At 43.1% G+C, this 16705-nt stretch carries 19 protein-coding genes; 15 read left to right on the forward strand and 4 right to left on the reverse strand.

The annotated features are described in order from the left end of the window. Positions 1 to 227: 227 nt before the first annotated feature. The 3 genes from CHI14_RS00005 to CHI14_RS00015 all read left to right on the forward strand — a co-directional run bounded on the left by CHI14_RS00005 (position 228) and on the right by CHI14_RS00015 (position 2541). Complete coding sequence (locus CHI14_RS00005; RefSeq protein WP_095286374.1) at positions 228 to 1034, forward strand: cupin domain-containing protein; 807 nt, start codon at positions 228 to 230, stop codon at positions 1032 to 1034. A 91-nt stretch (positions 1035 to 1125) separates the two neighbouring features. Next, positions 1126 to 1572, forward strand: a complete 447-nt coding sequence (locus CHI14_RS00010) for a carboxymuconolactone decarboxylase family protein (RefSeq protein ID WP_095286389.1) — start codon at positions 1126 to 1128, stop codon at positions 1570 to 1572. Positions 1573 to 1608: 36 nt separating this feature from the next. After that, positions 1609 to 2541: a sigma-70 family RNA polymerase sigma factor gene (locus CHI14_RS00015; RefSeq protein ID WP_095286375.1), complete on the forward strand. Its 933-nt coding sequence runs from the start codon at positions 1609 to 1611 to the stop codon at positions 2539 to 2541. Positions 2542 to 2625: 84 nt separating this feature from the next. On the opposite strand, the gene CHI14_RS00020 is transcribed toward CHI14_RS00015, so the two are convergent. Then, a complete protein-coding gene (locus CHI14_RS00020; RefSeq protein WP_095286376.1) occupies positions 2626 to 3579 on the reverse strand; it encodes a hypothetical protein in 954 nt (317 codons plus the stop codon). Positions 3580 to 4041: 462 nt separating this feature from the next. Between CHI14_RS00020 and CHI14_RS30605 the strand changes: the two genes are divergently transcribed. From CHI14_RS30605 to CHI14_RS00045, 6 genes are all read left to right on the forward strand, one after another. Beyond that, positions 4042 to 4167 (forward strand): hypothetical protein, encoded by a 126-nt coding sequence (locus tag CHI14_RS30605; protein ID WP_283163779.1) that lies wholly within the window; start codon positions 4042 to 4044, stop codon positions 4165 to 4167. Between the two features lie 76 nt (positions 4168 to 4243). Then, the gene (locus CHI14_RS00025) at positions 4244 to 4918 is read left to right on the forward strand and encodes a DUF1361 domain-containing protein (protein WP_249280939.1); all 675 of its coding nucleotides are present in this window, start codon (positions 4244 to 4246) and stop codon (positions 4916 to 4918) included. 229 nt (positions 4919 to 5147) lie between these two features. Further along, entirely contained in the window at positions 5148 to 5591 is a 444-nt protein-coding gene (locus CHI14_RS00030; RefSeq protein WP_095286378.1) for a hypothetical protein, read from the forward strand. 152 nt (positions 5592 to 5743) lie between these two features. Continuing rightward, positions 5744 to 6112 carry a hypothetical protein gene (locus CHI14_RS00035; protein ID WP_095286379.1) on the forward strand — a complete coding sequence of 123 codons (369 nt, stop codon included), beginning with the start codon at positions 5744 to 5746 and terminating at the stop codon, positions 6110 to 6112. Positions 6113 to 6205: 93 nt separating this feature from the next. After that, positions 6206 to 6760: a CPCC family cysteine-rich protein gene (locus CHI14_RS00040; protein WP_095286380.1), complete on the forward strand. Its 555-nt coding sequence runs from the start codon at positions 6206 to 6208 to the stop codon at positions 6758 to 6760. 46 nt (positions 6761 to 6806) lie between these two features. Then, positions 6807 to 7835, forward strand: coding sequence for a serine hydrolase domain-containing protein (locus tag CHI14_RS00045; protein WP_095286381.1), 1029 nt, complete (start codon positions 6807 to 6809; stop codon positions 7833 to 7835). A gap of 96 nt (positions 7836 to 7931) precedes the next feature. Here CHI14_RS00045 and CHI14_RS00050 read toward each other — a convergent pair whose 3' ends face one another. Further along, entirely contained in the window at positions 7932 to 8954 is a 1023-nt protein-coding gene (locus CHI14_RS00050; RefSeq protein ID WP_095286382.1) for a serine hydrolase domain-containing protein, read from the reverse strand. Between the two features lie 183 nt (positions 8955 to 9137). Here CHI14_RS00050 and CHI14_RS00055 point away from each other — a divergent pair, with 183 nt between their 5' ends. Next, positions 9138 to 10211 (forward strand): ankyrin repeat domain-containing protein, encoded by a 1074-nt coding sequence (locus CHI14_RS00055; protein WP_249280940.1) that lies wholly within the window; start codon positions 9138 to 9140, stop codon positions 10209 to 10211. Between the two features lie 129 nt (positions 10212 to 10340). Here CHI14_RS00055 and CHI14_RS00060 read toward each other — a convergent pair whose 3' ends face one another. Continuing rightward, positions 10341 to 11063: a hypothetical protein gene (locus CHI14_RS00060; protein ID WP_095286383.1), complete on the reverse strand. Its 723-nt coding sequence runs from the start codon at positions 11061 to 11063 to the stop codon at positions 10341 to 10343. Between the two features lie 183 nt (positions 11064 to 11246). Here CHI14_RS00060 and CHI14_RS00065 point away from each other — a divergent pair, with 183 nt between their 5' ends. Next, complete coding sequence (locus CHI14_RS00065; protein WP_095286384.1) at positions 11247 to 11819, forward strand: cupin domain-containing protein; 573 nt, start codon at positions 11247 to 11249, stop codon at positions 11817 to 11819. A 151-nt stretch (positions 11820 to 11970) separates the two neighbouring features. Further along, a complete protein-coding gene (locus tag CHI14_RS00070; RefSeq protein WP_095286385.1) occupies positions 11971 to 12654 on the forward strand; it encodes a hypothetical protein in 684 nt (227 codons plus the stop codon). Between the two features lie 131 nt (positions 12655 to 12785). Here CHI14_RS00070 and CHI14_RS00075 read toward each other — a convergent pair whose 3' ends face one another. After that, on the reverse strand, positions 12786 to 13670 hold the full coding sequence (locus CHI14_RS00075) for a LysR family transcriptional regulator (RefSeq protein ID WP_095286386.1): 885 nt from the start codon (positions 13668 to 13670) through the stop codon (positions 12786 to 12788). A 112-nt stretch (positions 13671 to 13782) separates the two neighbouring features. Here CHI14_RS00075 and zwf point away from each other — a divergent pair, with 112 nt between their 5' ends. From zwf to CHI14_RS00090, 3 genes are all read left to right on the forward strand, one after another. After that, positions 13783 to 15306 (forward strand): glucose-6-phosphate dehydrogenase, encoded by a 1524-nt coding sequence (zwf, locus tag CHI14_RS00080; RefSeq protein WP_095286387.1) that lies wholly within the window; start codon positions 13783 to 13785, stop codon positions 15304 to 15306. Between the two features lie 32 nt (positions 15307 to 15338). Further along, positions 15339 to 16004: a fructose-6-phosphate aldolase gene (fsa, locus tag CHI14_RS00085; RefSeq protein ID WP_095286388.1), complete on the forward strand. Its 666-nt coding sequence runs from the start codon at positions 15339 to 15341 to the stop codon at positions 16002 to 16004. Positions 16005 to 16078: 74 nt separating this feature from the next. Further along, on the forward strand, positions 16079 to 16705 hold a 627-nt coding region (locus CHI14_RS00090), incomplete at its 3' end, for an NAD(P)-binding domain-containing protein (RefSeq protein WP_170947966.1).

Below are 16705 nucleotides of genomic sequence, written 5' to 3' on the forward strand. Positions count from 1 at the left end.
TCAGAATTGTCAGACAGGATCAAGAGAGTAAAAGGTTAAGCCCCTTTTTCCACTCTTGATCCTGTCTGTTTATAATTAGAACCCTTGAGATGGCTCAAGGGTTTTTTCATGATTTCATTTGCCACGAAATCGGCTTCTGCAGAAATGGGCTCACGCATATATGCCCAGGGCATAAGCTGGCGTATAGGTTTTTACCTAAACCATGAGCGAAGGGCAGGCGTTAAATTTTGGCGACTTCTTATATGGATTATACGTTACCAACCACACAGTTCACGTATGATGTGAACCAGAATCAATTGTTCAAAAAGGATGAAAATAACTACATCAACTCCCTATCGATCAAACAGCTAAATACATTGGGAAATGCATCCCTGCTGGATATTTATTTGAGTACTGGCAATGTCGTTGAACCTCACATACATCAAAATGCAACAGAACTGGTCTATTGTATTAGTGGTTCCGCTGTTGTATCCCTCATTAACCCCTTTACCAACGAGTTATTAAACTTACCTATTAGTCCTGGCCAAGTAGCGAATGTTCCCCAGGGCTGGTGGCATTATGAAGTTGCGACGGTTGATCAGACTCACCTGCTGGCTATTTTCGATGCTCCGGTCCCAGAAGCGATATTTGGTTCAGACATTCTGCGTCTGACGCCTGCAAGCGTGCTGGCCCATACGTATTGTCTGGATGAGAACAAGGTTAAAGAGACTTTAGCTCCTATTCAAAAGACCGTATTCATTGGACCGCCTGCAGATTGTGCAACTCAAGTGTCACCAGCTACCGATAACATGCCTAAGCCAAACAGCCAGCCGAACGTCCAACCAAACGTCCAACCGAACGTCCAACCAAACGTCCAACCAAACGTTCAGCCTTATGTACAGATGCAATACGCGCCAAGTCCGGAATATATTTACCCCGATCCAATGAATCCAACGTATGGGCATAATCCAAATGCGGCTTATGTACCAACAGAGTCAGATTATATGCCGTACACAGTACAGCGTCCTATTATTGGTAACGGTTGGAGATACTAATTATTCTCCATAATTTTTTTTGAAATGAATGTCACAGATTCATCTGCTCATTTGTCTTCAGTATGTACACTACAATACGGAGGCGAATGAGATGAGTTTGAGAATGAATTACAGAGCAGCGAATCCGGTGGCTTTCAAGGCATTAATGGCAATGGAGCAGTTTGTATCGGGTCAATTTGAAGATAAGGTATTATATGAACTTCTAAAAATCAGAGTATCACAAATCAACGGCTGTGCCTTCTGTCTTGATATGCATGCCAAAGATCTGATGAAGCTTGGTGATTACACAGATCATATCTTACTGCTTAGCGTTTGGCGCGAAGCTCCTTTGTTTACAGAAAAAGAACGTGTTATGCTTGAACTGGCTGAAGCCGTGACCCGAATTGCTGAACAGGGGATTCCTCAGGAATTATACAACAAGGTTCGGGAACACTTTAGTGAAGCGGAACTGGTAGATCTGGTTATGGCAATCAATACCATTAACAACTGGAACCGAATTGCAATCACGACAGGCATGTATCCCGGCTGTTTTAATTAAACCTTACCAATAACCGCTGCCAGAGGAGGCCTTCATATGAATCCTGATAAACTCACCACTGAACCGGAAGAGTCTTCTCTGGAAGTTGGTGAACTGTATCTCCGTTATAAAGCGTATGCGTTCTCCATTGCTTATCGAATGCTTGGGAGTGTTGTAGAGGCCGAGGATGTCGTACAGGACTGCTTTGCAGGGCTGCAAAGCAAATCTGACGAGGTTATCCGTAATCCGAAATCCTACATTGCCAAACTTGTAGTAAATCGATGCCTGAATCTGCTAAATTCCGCGCGCAATCAAAGAGAACATTATGTTGGTGAGTGGCTTCCGGAGCCGATAGGCGAGGCAGTGGATCTGCCTGAGCAAACCTATGAGCAGAAAGAAATGATCTCCTATGCCTATATGGTACTGCTGGAACGTTTGACACCCGTGGAGCGGGCTGTATTTGTACTTCGTGAAGCTTTTCAGTACGAGTACCGTGAGATCGCCGATTGGCTTGGCAAAACGGAGAGCAATTGCCGTCAAATTTTTAGTCGGGCCAGACGTAACCTGCCGGATCAACTTCCGGATAAGGATCAGACCATATTAGATTATGCCACCAAAGAAAAATTGCTCGCGCGTTTTACCACTGCCTTTCTTGCATATGATGTGAAGGCCATGCTCGATCTGCTCTCTGAACAACCTGTATTTACTGCTGACGGTGGTGGGCGGGTACATACGGTGATGAGAACGATGAAGGTTCACAAGGGTGTCCTAGCTCTTCTGACTTCACAGCGTGTGTTTACCCGATTAAGGGAACGGGAGTGGGTGCCAACTATCATCAATGGAGAATTGCAGGTTACACTCATGAACAATGGTGAGGTAAGTGAAGTCATATGCCTTCAGTCCGACTTATCGGGACAACGAATTGAGGCAGTTTATCTGGTTGTGAACCCGGATAAACTGACTGCAATTACAACAGGAAACCGTTATTGAATTATAGTAAAGAGCTTTGCAATAAAGTAAAGCGGCATGCTCCTGCAAAAGGAACAGCCGCTTTTTTGTTATACAAAGCCAGATTCAAGAATTGGCGAATTGGTCTTCGACGGACTCAATTATTTTTTGAATCTGAGGTGTGAGCTCATCATCGTTTTGATTCAGGAGCTCAAGAATCCGTTCGATCGTATCCAGAAGAAGACTTTTTGTATTGTCATCCCTAGTATTGACGGCATTCTCATATGCTTTTTTAACTTCAGGATCCAGGGTACGAATCTCTTCATCGGTGTACCAGTCATACGCTGGTGAATTGTCACTTCCGTAAAAGATATAATGGACAATTAGCGAATTCTGAATAGCCGAAGCGCGATTAGAATTCGGGAAATTAGTCAGAAAAGCTTCCTTTTCCAAGGTACGTCGAATAAGTTCATCCCAACTGACGGAGATGGCTGCGTCCGAAGTTGTAGTTTGATTGGATTCATCTGCCATGATATCAATATAAGCAGCAATGTCTGCTTTTACGTAAGGTTGGAACTTTTTGTATACTTCATAATTGATAATGGGATAATAGATGCCTTCGCTGGTCTCCAGCTTGAATCCGAGATCGGATGTCTTCAGCAAAAGGGAACGAATGGAAGGGTCCTTAATTTCCTTGAGCAGCCTGCTGTAAGTGAGTTTCTGCTCATAACCAATTTTGGAATGCGCGTCGGAGAGCGCACGTTGCACCGGATCCGCGTATATCTTCTCATCCATATTACCGAGCTTGATGTTCTGAACATTCTCGAGCTGCAGAGTCATTAAGGTGGCCTGCCATGGACTTACTTCCTTGATATGATTCGTAAGATATTTACGAGCTTGAATTAGGCTGGAGGACGAGCTGTGGGCATTTTTCCAGTAGATCTGAAATTGTGAATATACGGCTTCGGAAGCTGGTACGGGAGCAGCTAATGCTGCGTGGAGCGCAAAGGAGACACTAATAGTAGTACAACCTAGTGTGATAGCGAGAAAACCCATTCTGAACGCTTGCTTTAAGCGCATACAATATTCCCTCCCCAAATGGTATGTGAATAGATTAAATCAGTTTCTGGTAAGGAATTCAAGTAAACCTGAGTAAGAATTTTATGTGTAACTAGAGGAACTCGCATCGGTTGTGTTCTGGATCGTACACAATTCAAGTGAATTATGATTCTTTTTGAGTACGTGGTATGATCCTAGTGTAGTGCATTTAATATAACTTTTTTTAGGATAAACAATATTAGGGATATGCGTGGTGTTACGAATGGATTCAGATTGGAGCAAGGCAAAGGAAGTCTACGTATAAGATTACGTCCGCGCTATTCAAAATGCACCGGGAAGGCATCTATTCGGAGTATAACAACGGAATGTACCTAGAGACCTGGAGAAAGCATGGTTTGATGAAAGAATCCTTCAGCTAACATCAGAGTTATCCATCATGAACGGAATGATGGGCTGATCAAGCGTTATGAGACGCTTCTTCCTATGGACAAACTGTGGAATACATATCAACTGACGATGTCTGTATTGGAAGAAATGGTTATCAATCCGCTTGTACTCGATCACGGACATGAGCTAGAGCAATACGGTATCGTGACCAACGAGGTCTGAATCTTCGTGTACAGAAGGATAAGGAAGAGATCATTCGGCATTTCCGAAAATAAGTGAGGTAGACCTCTTGAGACACATGAATTATATCAAAGTTTTTATATTTCTTAGTGTGGTTACTGTTGTCACGGTAGGCTTGTATTTTACAGTCGCAGATTGGCTGGACCAGCGATATTTCCGGTTTCTTAACTGGAATCTGTTTTTGGGCTGGATTCCATTCGTCTTCTCTTATATTTCATATGGATTTAGTTACGCCAAGTGGAAAGCTGCTCCGTGGCTTGCAATGGCAAGCGGGCTCATATGGCTGTTGTTTTTCCCGAACTCGGCTTATATCGTAACCGATCTTGTTCACTTGACGGCGCGAAGCTCGCGTTATTATGCTGAGAACGGTCTGGATTACAGGTACTGGTACGATCTGATTGTAGTGCTGATGTTTGTATGGACAGGCTTACTGCTTGGTTTCTTGTCCATGTATCAGCTTCAAGAAGTTATTTATCGGAAAATGGGAAATATAGCATCATGGGTCTTTGTATTGGCGGGCTGTGCGTTGGGAAGTTACGGTGTATTGCTTGGCCGGGTCTACCGACTTAATAGCTGGGATGCACTAACTAACCGTGATACACTGTTTAACTTAATGATAGAAAGTATCAGTCGTCCATCGCTTGCGTTTTGTCTGTTTTTTAGCGTATTTATTCTCGCTATCTACGTGACGCTGTATTATCTCGTTAATGCAAATTCTACATATAAAAAGTGATGATTAACTGCCGGGGCTTTCTTCAGATGTCAAGAGAAAAGAACATACTCTCATTAATGTCGCTAATTTAGCGGCTTTTTTATTTTATCGGAAACATTCACCCAGAGAGCAGGATATTTTAGTGGTAAAAAACAAACAGAACCATAATAAATAGCGTTTATTAAATATATGTTTCTAAATAATGCTATACTTGGGGAGTATGGGTTATCAAACTAAGTGAGGTGAATATATGAAAAAGTTATTGTTAAATAACTTGTTTGTTTATATGGGAATATTACTAATAATGGTCTTAGTCTTTATATTTGGGTTAAAATATCAACAATATTTACAGTTAGAAGCTCGCATGACGTATCAACTTCAAGCTAGTATTGTTTTTTCTGTTTTATTTCCAATGTTCTTTGGTGTATTACTTGGTTTGCTAAGATTATTTGATTTACTGCGAAAGCCTGGAGAATGGAAAATAAATTGGATTAAGCTCTGTATATTCGGCATACCTTCACTCTATGTCTCTTTATTTCAGCTGTTGTATTGGTCTGGTCTACCTATTTCTTATTATGATTTTCCCTTGGGTTATCTATTGATCACTTCTGGAACAACACCTCATACCATTAGTGGCCTTATATTCGGTTTTTTATTATTTTACGTCATCGAAAAAAAGATCATAGAAAGATAGAATTGGGAATATCTAAGTGGTGAGGAAAAGAGGAGAGCATGAAAAAACAGACTGGATTAAAGTAATCTTAATATTCTCACTGCTCGGGAATTTGGCGTTTTTTCAAAAATCATGAACGTGCAGGCAGGAAACAAGAAATTAAAAATGAATTATTGAATTCTTCAATTTACAGAGATCTAGCTCAACTAGAAGAGACGATACAGTACCAAATTGATCATAATTGGCAAAATGAAACCCTTGTTACAGAGAAACTTGATGATGCGATTGATTCAATTATCTTAAATCATGGATTGGAAGAAGACAATAATAAAGTTGATATGTTCTGGGAATTGTTCGAGTACTTGGATAAGTACAAGTATAGTGAAGAAAGTTTTGATATTATCCTAAACGATGAGCAACGTGCTAATTTCATTTATTTAGGCGACAAACTCCGTTCAAACGGGTGGAGCTTTGAGAAAGGGTTTGATTTGAAATGGGATGTATTTGAATCAAAAGTAAAGGGGCTTATAGCGGAATCATAAGAGGATAGAGAATAGCTACATAGTAAACTGCCCTTTTAATGAAGGGCATACACAGATTTCACTAAAAAATGTGGTCTATATGGGGGTGATATGATGTTAAGGAAAGAAGCTATAAAGCTGATCATAGAAAATGATATTTCGAAACTAACTAGGGATGAACGTGAGGCCTTGTTATGGAATTCTTGGGGAATCGATGAACAAGACCCTGAATTTCATCTTTTTTCAAAGGTGCTGCAGGATGAACTATTAAGTTCAGATGTACCAACAAATGATGCAATGGACAACCGTTATAATGAATTGTTATTTAAGGTTACTGAAGGCAGTTTCTACGGAATACCTAACGAATATTTATCTAAACTCGTCTCAGAAATAGTAGGAAGCCATATTGAGGTTGAAGGCTACGTAGAGAAATTATTACCCTGTCCCTGTTGTAATTACAAAACCTTGGAACAACGAGGGGAATATGATATTTGTCCAGTTTGCTTCTGGGAGGACGATGGTAACAATGATCCAAGCCGATATAGTGGACCCAACCATATGACCTTGTCAGAAGGCAGGAGTAATTACGAAAAGTATGGAGCTTGCTCTGAAAAGGGAGCTGAATTTGTAACGGATAACCGATATGAGATTTATAACAAGGCTAATTAAGAAGGTATATTTCTTTGGAAAAATTAATACAGTAGGTGAATAATAAATGACGAATATAACCGATGTAGCACGTAAAGTGGAAGAAGTAATGAATTCTAATGATTTTTCAGGTGTAGTTCTGTTAAAACAAAACGGACAGACTCTCATGAATCTGAGCAGGGGATACGCGAATCGCAGCGATGAACTTCTCAACCAGATCGATACCCGATTTGGAATTGCATCAGGGTGCAAAATCTTCACGGCAGTAAGCATATGTCAGCTAATTGAGCAGGGTAAACTGTCTGGTGATTCATTGTTGAAAGATGTGTTGAGTATTGATTTTCCATTATGGGACAAAAATGTTACGTTGCATCAATTGCTAACGCATACCTCAGGCATACCGGATTACTTTGACGAAGAGGTCATGGAGGATTTCGCTGAATTGTGGAAAGAACGGCCTGTCTATTCCATGCGGAATGGGAGCGACTTTTTACCGATGTTCCGGCATATGCCGATGAAGTCAGCTCCGGGTGAACGTTTCCACTATAATAATGTGGCATTTATCGTGTTAGGCTTAATTGTGGAAGAACAATCGGGACAGCCTTTCACGGAATATGTACAGGAACACATTTTTAAACGTTGCGGAATGACGAATTCCGGTTATTTTTTGACCGATCAGCTTCCTCGAAACACAGCAATCGGATATATCGACCATGAGGATGGAACCTGGAACACCAACATATTCTCAATCCCAATCAAGGGCGGGGCCGATGGTGGGGCGTATACAACAGCACCTGATATGATTCGTTTCTGGGATGGACTGTTAACTTATCAATTATTGAGTGAATCGACTACACAACATTTGATTACACCTCATGTACATGAAGAAGGCGAGACTTACTATGGACGTGGTGTTTGGATTGATCAAAAAGATGAAGGGATTTTCAAAATACATGTCATGGGATTTGATCCTGGCGTGTCGTTTATGTCTTCGGTATATCCTGAACATGCTGCACAACTGGTTGTACTCTCCAATAAGGAGTCAGGTCCATATCCTATAACACGTGCAATTGAAGAGACACTTTTTGAGGTGTAACGAAGTAAAAATGTAAGCGAGCAACCCCAACCGATCAGAAAATATCTGGTCATGGTTGGGGTTATAAGGAGTTATATATAAACTGATAGATGCGGTCTACAATAGGCTAAGTAACTGTGGAGCGATCAATCTAGGGAAAACATCCAGCGGAGGCTTTTCCTTTTTTCGTTTGTCGTTCGTCAGGACCGTAACAAGCTCCAGCTGAGGAACAATGTATACAAACTGACCGCCGAATCCACGAGCGTAATAATAGTCAAGTACAGTTTCGTTTCGGTCAGCGCTGTTAACGGAGGTGGACTCTGACACGGGCGATGGTTTAGGTTCTCCACTAAAATCAGATGGTTCATCACTCTTGCAAGAATCGACCCACCAGTGCCAGCCGTAGCTCCCACGATTCGGTGGTGTCACAGTAATGAATGCTTCTGTAGAACGGGTAACCAGTTCACTTGAAATCAAACGCTCACCATGCCACATGCCTTTCTGCATAAAGAGTTGACCGAATTTCAGCAAATCATCTGGCAGCAGCTTTAACCCGAAGCCTCCAGTATGTACCCCCTGAGGATCACACTCCCACTGATACTCCGTAATCCCCAATGGACCAAACAAATATCGTTCTGCGAATCCAGCTACACTCATTCCAGTATGTTGCATAAGGATGGCCGCAAGGATTTGGGAGACCCCCGAATTGTATTCCATATGGGTTCCTGGTGTATGACTAAGATGTTGTTCCAACGCAAAGTTCACCCAATGCTCCGTGCGTGTCATACGTGGAAACGAATTCTGTCCGCCAAACTCATCCCAGTTAAAACCGGCTGTCATGGTGAGCAGCTGCTCCAGGGTGATTAGCGGTTTCCGGGGGTCAGGATCTGAAGCCAGCGCCGGAAAAAAGGCGGAAAGTGGAGTAGATGCATCTGGCAGCCATCCGTGATCCATAGCGATGCAAATAAGTGCAGACAGCACGCTTTTGGTGCAAGAATTGACTTTGGCGATCTGACTTGCTGCTTCCTGATTGCGATAATGCTTGTATATGTTCTCGCCTTGCATGCTGACGAGACAGCTTCGCAGATCCAATGACGGAATCTGTTGTTGAAATATGGATTGTATGGATGAAGGATTCATAATGTTCCTTTCTGAGGTTGGTTATGAAATAGGTGTTCATAATATTAGCATAGGAAAGTGCAGAGCTCAAATGTGCTAAAGGAGAAGAGATCCGTTTAGGCAAAAATTTAGATCGAAGTTATAATAGAGTAGATCATTAAAAGTAGTTTTCATATTTATATTAACCATTGGGAGGGTACACCTTTGTTCAAAATTGGAAGTCAAGGAACGTTTGAAACGCTGCCAGATTTCGCTATGGCGATCTATAAGGGAGATACTGCTGCTGTAGAAGAATGGATTAGAGAGGGTGTGGACTTGGAGGAACCTATCTCTCTCAGTAAATACATAGCTTTGACACCGCTAGAGCTTTCTTTGATCACCAATCAAAAGAAGATCGTGGAGTTATTCGTAGAGAACGGCGTTAATCTCAATATGAAAGGTAAGCCGGCTATTCTTATCGCAGCCCGATATGGCGGGGAAGAGGTTATCCGGTATCTGCATCAGAAGGGTGCGAAGTTGACTGGTTTAAACAAGGTGAAATCGAGTGCGTTCGATGAAGCCTATTACGGCAACAAAAAGAATATAGCTGTGCTGAACGAGCTTGGACTAGATATTCGAAAATATGGTGGGAAAACATTGCGCACAGCAGTGTCAGACCATGATATGAAAACGATTAAGTACTTGCTGGATGAAGGGGTAGACATTAACTATAATGAACCGGATATGGTGTATCCTTATAGAGCAACCCCGCTTACTGTCGCTGCTCGTAACAACAATATGAAGATGGTTCAGTTTCTCGTTGAACAGGGGGCAGATGTGACCATTCAGGAAAAGGACGGGGAACGGGCATACACGATTGCGGTTAGTCAAAAAAATGACGAGATGGCCGAATACCTAAAGGCTCGTGAACCGAAGGAGTTCCATGACTTAAGCAACAAATTGCATGCGTTAAAGCCTTACAAGCTGCCGAAGGAACTTGTTCATTTTCTTAACAAAGGGCCACGGCGAGTGGAATTGCCGGATAACGAGCCAGGTATAAAATATATAGATTTCTTTAGTCTCCTAGATACTGTGGAGATGAAGATGGGCAGACAGAAACTGCTTCGTTTATCCGCGGATGTAGAGCTATACTCCCATATTCATCTGGTCTGGAATCCCAGTAAAAAGGTAATTGGTTACGTTGATTTAGAACATCAGGAATATGGGAATATAGCGCCCCTTTCTGATATACTGGTTGATCCGTGGAAGAGAATATCCGATTTTTTTGATGATATGTAATTTGAAGAGCCTGATTCTCCTAGTAGAAACAGGCTTTTTTTATTATTCAGCTACCTGACCAAGCTTGTATATCAAGCTTCAGGGGGTGCAGATCGGGATGGCATCATAGCCAACTTAAGCCGAGAGAGATCATGTTCTTCCTTGATCATGGACGATACCGACAAGGATGTGGTCCTGACCGATCTTTTCAAATACCAGACGCAGTGTATGCCAATCTCTTCCCTCGGCACCTGTGCCTTTAACATGGAATTCAACGAAATCATGATTGGCCTCGGGATATATCTCGTGTAAATTGCCAGGATGAGCATCTTTGCCAAGAAGAACATTTACAGCGTTTTCGCCATCATGAATAAAGTTCTTATTATACACATAATTAAGATGATAATCCGCATAGGTCATTTTGATTTTGTCATCATGATTATCAGGTACGGTTCTCCATACATATCTCGTAGGATCTCTCAGTAGGTCGCTAATCTCATCTGGTGTGAACACCAGATCATGGACTGGGTCAATGTTGGCAAAAGGGGAGAAGCGGACTCCATCCTCTGAAGCCCATGAAGCTACAGTCTCCATGTCTTTTTCTTGAAGAGCTTTAATAATGCTTGTTGATGCTTCGGTAACGGACAGTGGCTGACCCTCCAGGGATTCACTGGACTTCTTGTTAGTTCTGGCTCCTTGTGATAATGCTTCACCTTCCGCCGCTGAATAACTTTCGATCTGGATTTCCTGTCGCTCCTGCATGTTCTCTGGGTTTTGAATCTCCGAACGCTCCTCAGGAGCTGAACTATAGGCTGCGAGAGCTAAAGTGACTATGATCCCGAGTGCAAGATATGTGATTGTATTCCACTTCAAATGATAACCCCACCTTTCCGTCCTTATATGTTCTTACCCGCATATACGTCATGACTCACAAGAAAATACAGACAGACCAAGGAAGAAAGATATGCACAGCTCCCCTTTTTACAGCATGATCTCAGTGCTCCGGGCATACATTACAACAATGAGATGTTCGCCCATAAGGAGGAAAAAATTAGCATGATCAATCCGATTTTGCAAATCCCGAATATTCAGCTCGCGGGTGATTCCACTGCTGTACTGAACTATCAGCGAGATCCGCGAAATTATGTTACGCAGTTATTCGGGGAACAATTGCCCACCATTCAAAATGGCTTTTTCAATATACACATGAGCAAGGGGATTATTGTTCAGCCTCACTGGCATACCAACACGACGGAAATGATTGTTCTGATTAGTGGAGAGATTACAACTTCCGTGTTTGATCCCTTTGCCCGCAGGCGAATTAATTATCATTTGAAACCCGGTCAAGTCTCCATTTTCCCCAAAGGATGGTTTCACTGGTTTGTGGCAGATACGGACGATGTTCATTTGTTGACCATCTTTGATCAGCCGACGCCTGATATTGTGCTGGGAGCAGACTTCCTAGCTGCAACACCTCCTGAGGTGGCACATAGAGCCTACTGCATTGATGAAGAAGCCTATGCCCAAGCGGTTGCATCCATACAAAATGATGCGATTCTGGGACCGCCAATTGGTTGTGTGGAGTCCGTTTCGGACCAAGTGAATCCAGCATCCAAAACCAAAGGCTGACTTTAGTTTCATTCAGATGATGGCGAAGCCTGTGACCAGTATATGTGTCTGGTTGCGGGCTTTTGTTTTGCACAAATATACACATGCAAGATTCTTGGTTAATATAGATTTAGCATGTAATCATACATATGGTTCACGGAGGGGAACATGGATGACGACAATAGATACGGTATTGCTGGAAAAAGCGATGAGTTATGCGCCCATTCTGATGTTTGATCAGAACGAACCGTTTTATCCAGATTTAGTTGGTATTTCACTGCTCGAGAAACCTGGTCCTTCACCTTCGTTTAGGCGGGAGATCCTTTTCCCGGTTGAGGCGGTGCAATTTGTGATTGAGTATGCGATATGGTGGGATTATGAGATAGGGCACCTGTATGAAATGGAACATGTATGGGTCTATGTGGGGCATGATGGAGAGGTAGTGGATTGTGAAGCCAGTTTTCATGGTAAAGTGCTGCGCGGAATGCTGAAGGGTCGGGTGAATATGGTTGATCGTCACGTCTGCCTCTACTCACAGCCAGGTAAGCACGCGTTCTCCCCGCTTCCTGTCGTGTTTGAGCTGCTGCCCGATTTGTATTCCGCTGCAGGTATCCAAGCCGGATGTGACGGCCTGTTGGTAAACGACTTGTTTCAAAATGATTATGAGACCAATGAAGTCATTGATGCCCGGGTAAGGAAATATCTCCAGACGAAAGCCTTTGTGCCGACAATGCAGTTTGAGGAGTATATACTTGGACCGGAGAAGTTTATCAAATGGGACGAGTTATTTGAGATAATTCCAAAGCGAATCAGGAGCCGTCTGCTGGAGCTGGAGCAAATGTATGGAACATTATGAGCTTTCTGCAGCGCAAAGGTTTACAAGAGTACTACAATAAAAAAACTAAAGCAATAATCGCTATCTAGAACAAAACAAGTGCTTCTTTTCCTAATCAGGGGTAGAAGCACTTGTTTGTGTTAAGGAGTTAGTTAACTTTTAAAAATGAGATCCATAAATCGGTTGGCTGCTAGAGAAATAGGCATGTTCCGTTTGGTCATAATCCCGACATGTGAAGGGGGAAGAGGGACATCGAGCTGAATTTCAAACAGTGAACCTTCTTCCAGCTCCTTGGAGATAAATTCACGGGTTACATAAGAAATACCCAATCCCCGCCGTGCGAATTCAATGAGCAGATCCACACTTCCGACCTCAATTTCAGGCTTTAGTGTGTAACCGTAGCTATTAAATAATTCCGTAATGGCCATACGAACCCGGCTGTTCCGCGAGAAGAGAATAAGCTGGTGCTCAAGCAGCATATCCAGTGTCATCACTTTGTCCTTCAATTGGGCATAACGTTCGCCTGCGACGAAGCAATCCTTGAGCTGTATGCTTTCACGGACCTCGAGCTGTGGATCAACAATCGGCATCCGTACAACACCGAGATCAATTTTGCCCTCTTTCAGAAACGTAATGACTTCAGGCGTTGTCCCATGACTTAGATGCAGCTTAATGTTTGGGTAGAGGGTATGGAATTCTTCCAGGTAGGCGAGCATGTAATGTTTGAACAAGGAGTCACTGCCACCGATTCGGAGCTCTCCACTGTCCAGACTTTTCAATGCAGCCATTTTCTCTTCTGCTAGAGAAATCAGTATCTGGGATTGTTCAATATAGGAATATAGGCTAACGCCTTCCTGCGTCAATGCCACCCCTTTGGAATTTCGATAAAACAACGTAAGGCCGAAACTCTCCTCCAACTGCTTAATGGCATGGCTGACACTGGGTTGAGTGATATAGAGTGCCTTGGCGGCTTGAGTCAAACTTCCGGTTTTGGCAGCCCAGTAAAAGACTTTATATAACTCATAATTTGTTGTCATAGATATTGTCTATAGCTCCTGTGAAATATATTAATTACTTGTATGGCTGTAAAACGTATTATAGTGTAACTACAGAAAAGAAACCAGAGTTACTTGGAAGGAGAACGGTGAAATGGAACCAACGAGCATTATTTTATTTGGTGCTACTGGCGATTTAGCCAAAAGAAAAATATATCCTGCCTTATACAATTTATATATTGAGCAGAAACTTCCTGAAACCTTCTCACTGATTGGCCTGGGCCGCAGAGAATGGTCTGATGAATTTTTTCAGGCACAAGTTGAAAAGTCACTGAATGAATTCTCTAGACGCGAGCCGGATCCAGAACGTGTGAAGTCGTTCGTGCAGGCTTTTCGATACAATGTATTGAATATTAGCCATAAGGAAGATTATATACAGCTGTTAAAATTGGTTGAACAGAGAGAAGCAGAGCTGGGCATTCCGTCCAATCGCTTGTTCTATCTGTCTGTCGGCCCAGAATTCTTCGAACCGATCGCCGAAAATATCCAAAGCAGCGGACTTGGATCCACTGCAGGCTGGAAGAGACTCGTAATTGAGAAACCGTTTGGACATGATCTGCAATCGGCCCGTGATCTTAATCGCAAACTGAGTGAGGCGTTCACGGAAGAAGAGATCTATCGGATTGACCATTATCTCGGCAAACCGATGGTACAGCGTTTGGAAACCTTGCATCAGAGCAATCCGATCATGAAAGCATTGTGGAACAACCGTTACATCTCCAACGTGCAAATCACGGCCAATGAGACTGTTGGCGTGGAGGAACGTGCTTCTTACTATGATCATGTAGGAGCCGTGCGGGATATGTTCCAGAATCACATGCTGCAATTGCTCATGATGATGGCCATCCAGCTTCCATACAACAGCACGACAGAAAAGGTTGGGCAGAAGAAAAAGCATATTATGGAATCGATCGAGCCGCTGCAGAAACAAAATGTGGGTGCAAGCGTGATTCGTGGACAATATGCTGAAGGATTCATCCAAGGCAAAGCGGTAAGCGCGTATGCTGCCGAGCCGGGCGTTGCCGAAAATACAATGAACGATACCTTTATTGCTGCGAAATTGCAGATTGATGACTTCTTCTGGCGCGGGGTTCCATTCTATATCCGCACAGGTAAACGAATGAAGGAGAAATCAACACGTATTGTCATCGAATTCAAGGAACCGTCTGGTCAGTCCAATGCAGTGAAGAGCAATGGCTCCAAACCGAATCTGCTTGTCATTGAAATGAGTCCTGATCAAAGCATGACGCTTCAGCTCAATGCGAGCGACCCTCAGAACAAAGGGGAGTTCAAGCCGGTTCACATTGATTTGGCACCTGATCGGGAAGATCTGGCCGAAGCATATGAGAACCTGATCCGTGATGCCCTTCAAGGGGATCCCACGTTTTTCGCTCATTGGGATGAAGTTGAATTGTCCTGGGCTTGGGTTCAACCGATCTTGGAGGCATTTGAGGAGAATCTGCTGCCACTTCATCTCTACCCTGCAGGTAGCTATGGTCCTGTGGAATCAGACGAGATGCTTGCTGCCGAAGGTCATCACTGGTGGTTCGATGAGCCGTCAGAACATTCTGCTGAAGATGTACTGGCTGCACCACTCGCTGTCAATTCAAACTTGTAATTCAAAACACAAATTAACTGGAGGGTTTTAACATGAAATTTTTCATCGATACAGCAAACTTGGAAGACATCAAAAAAGCATATAAAATCGGCGTCCTGTCTGGTGTAACAACTAACCCATCATTGGTAGCCAAAGAAGGCATTAAATTTGAAGATCGCATTGAGGAAATTTTGCGTGAAGTACCTGAAGTTGAATCCGTATCTGCAGAAGTAACACCAGATGCCCTTACAGCTGAAGAAATGATCGCTCAAGCGAACGAACTGATCAAAATCAACAATAACGACAAAAACATTACAATCAAGCTGCCAATGACACTTGCAGGACTTGAAGCTTGCCGTTACCTGACCAAAAAAGGTGTGAAAACCAACGTAACGTTGATCTTCACTGTGAATCAGGCCCTTCTGGCTGCACGTGCAGGTGCTACGTATGTATCTCCATTCCTTGGACGTCTGGATGATATTTCGGAAGATGGTGTTCAATTGGTTGCCAAAGTAGCTGAATTGTTCCGTACACATAACCTGGATGCTCAAATTATCGCGGCTTCCGTAAGACATCCAGACCACGTTACACGTGTAGCGATGGCTGGAGCACATATTGCTACGGTTCCATTCTCTGTAATTGAACAAATTTCCAGACACCCACTGACAGATCAAGGCATGGATAAATTCGCAGCGGACTGGAAAAAAACAGTTCAATAAGGGTAACTTCCCGAAATAGCGAATTCAAACAAACTAAACGTTTCTTATAAAACAAGGAGCATGGGGAGGACATAATGAGTAAACAACAGATTGGTGTTATTGGACTTGCAGTAATGGGCAAAAACTTGGCCCTGAATATTGAAAGTAAAGGATTTTCCGTATCGGTGTTCAACCGTTCCCCGGAGAAAACGAATGATCTTCTGAAAGAAGCTGAGGGTAAAAACCTGACTGGCGCGTTCTCCATTGAAGAGTTCGTGGCATCCCTGGAATCCCCACGCAAAATTCTGATCATGGTTCAAGCCGGTAAAGCGACTGATGCGACGATTGAACAATTGCTGCCTCATCTGGATGAGGGCGACATCATTATTGATGGAGGTAACGCCTACTTCCCTGACACGCAACGTCGCAGCAAAGAGCTGGAAGAGAAAGGATTCCGTTTCATTGGCGCTGGTGTATCCGGCGGTGAAGAAGGCGCACTGAAAGGCCCGGCAATCATGCCAGGTGGTCAAGAAAGTGCCTATCAACTGGTTGAACCGATTCTGACAGCGATCTCTGCCAAAGTTGGCGATGATGCCTGCAGCACGTACATCGGACCGGATGGTGCCGGACACTACGTCAAAATGGTGCATAACGGTATTGAATACGGAGATATGCAGTTGATTGGTGAAGCGTACCACCTGCTCAAATCCGTCCTGAATGTC

Source organism: Paenibacillus sp. 7516, from assembly GCF_002272715.1.
Taxonomy (GTDB): Bacteria; Bacillota; Bacilli; order Paenibacillales; family Paenibacillaceae; genus Paenibacillus; species Paenibacillus illinoisensis_A.

Bases quoted from the DNA above. Each gene is read 5' to 3' on its own strand.
- CHI14_RS00070 (WP_095286385.1), top strand. From the start codon at position 11,971: ATGACGACAATAGATACGGTATTGCTGGAAAAAGCGATGAGTTATGCG.
- CHI14_RS00050 (WP_095286382.1), bottom strand. From the start codon at position 8,954: ATGAATCCTTCATCCATACAATCCATATTTCAACAACAGATTCCGTCA.
- CHI14_RS00040 (WP_095286380.1), top strand. From the start codon at position 6,206: ATGTTAAGGAAAGAAGCTATAAAGCTGATCATAGAAAATGATATTTCG.
- CHI14_RS00075 (WP_095286386.1), bottom strand. From the start codon at position 13,670: ATGACAACAAATTATGAGTTATATAAAGTCTTTTACTGGGCTGCCAAA.
- CHI14_RS00045 (WP_095286381.1), top strand. From the start codon at position 6,807: ATGACGAATATAACCGATGTAGCACGTAAAGTGGAAGAAGTAATGAAT.
- CHI14_RS00025 (WP_249280939.1), top strand. From the start codon at position 4,244: ATGAATTATATCAAAGTTTTTATATTTCTTAGTGTGGTTACTGTTGTC.
- zwf (WP_095286387.1), top strand. From the start codon at position 13,783: ATGGAACCAACGAGCATTATTTTATTTGGTGCTACTGGCGATTTAGCC.
- CHI14_RS00020 (WP_095286376.1), bottom strand. From the start codon at position 3,579: ATGCGCTTAAAGCAAGCGTTCAGAATGGGTTTTCTCGCTATCACACTA.
- fsa (WP_095286388.1), top strand. From the start codon at position 15,339: ATGAAATTTTTCATCGATACAGCAAACTTGGAAGACATCAAAAAAGCA.
- CHI14_RS00015 (WP_095286375.1), top strand. From the start codon at position 1,609: ATGAATCCTGATAAACTCACCACTGAACCGGAAGAGTCTTCTCTGGAA.
- CHI14_RS30605 (WP_283163779.1), top strand. From the start codon at position 4,042: ATGGACAAACTGTGGAATACATATCAACTGACGATGTCTGTATTGGAA.
- CHI14_RS00010 (WP_095286389.1), top strand. From the start codon at position 1,126: ATGAGTTTGAGAATGAATTACAGAGCAGCGAATCCGGTGGCTTTCAAG.
- CHI14_RS00030 (WP_095286378.1), top strand. From the start codon at position 5,148: ATGAAAAAGTTATTGTTAAATAACTTGTTTGTTTATATGGGAATATTA.
- CHI14_RS00065 (WP_095286384.1), top strand. From the start codon at position 11,247: ATGATCAATCCGATTTTGCAAATCCCGAATATTCAGCTCGCGGGTGAT.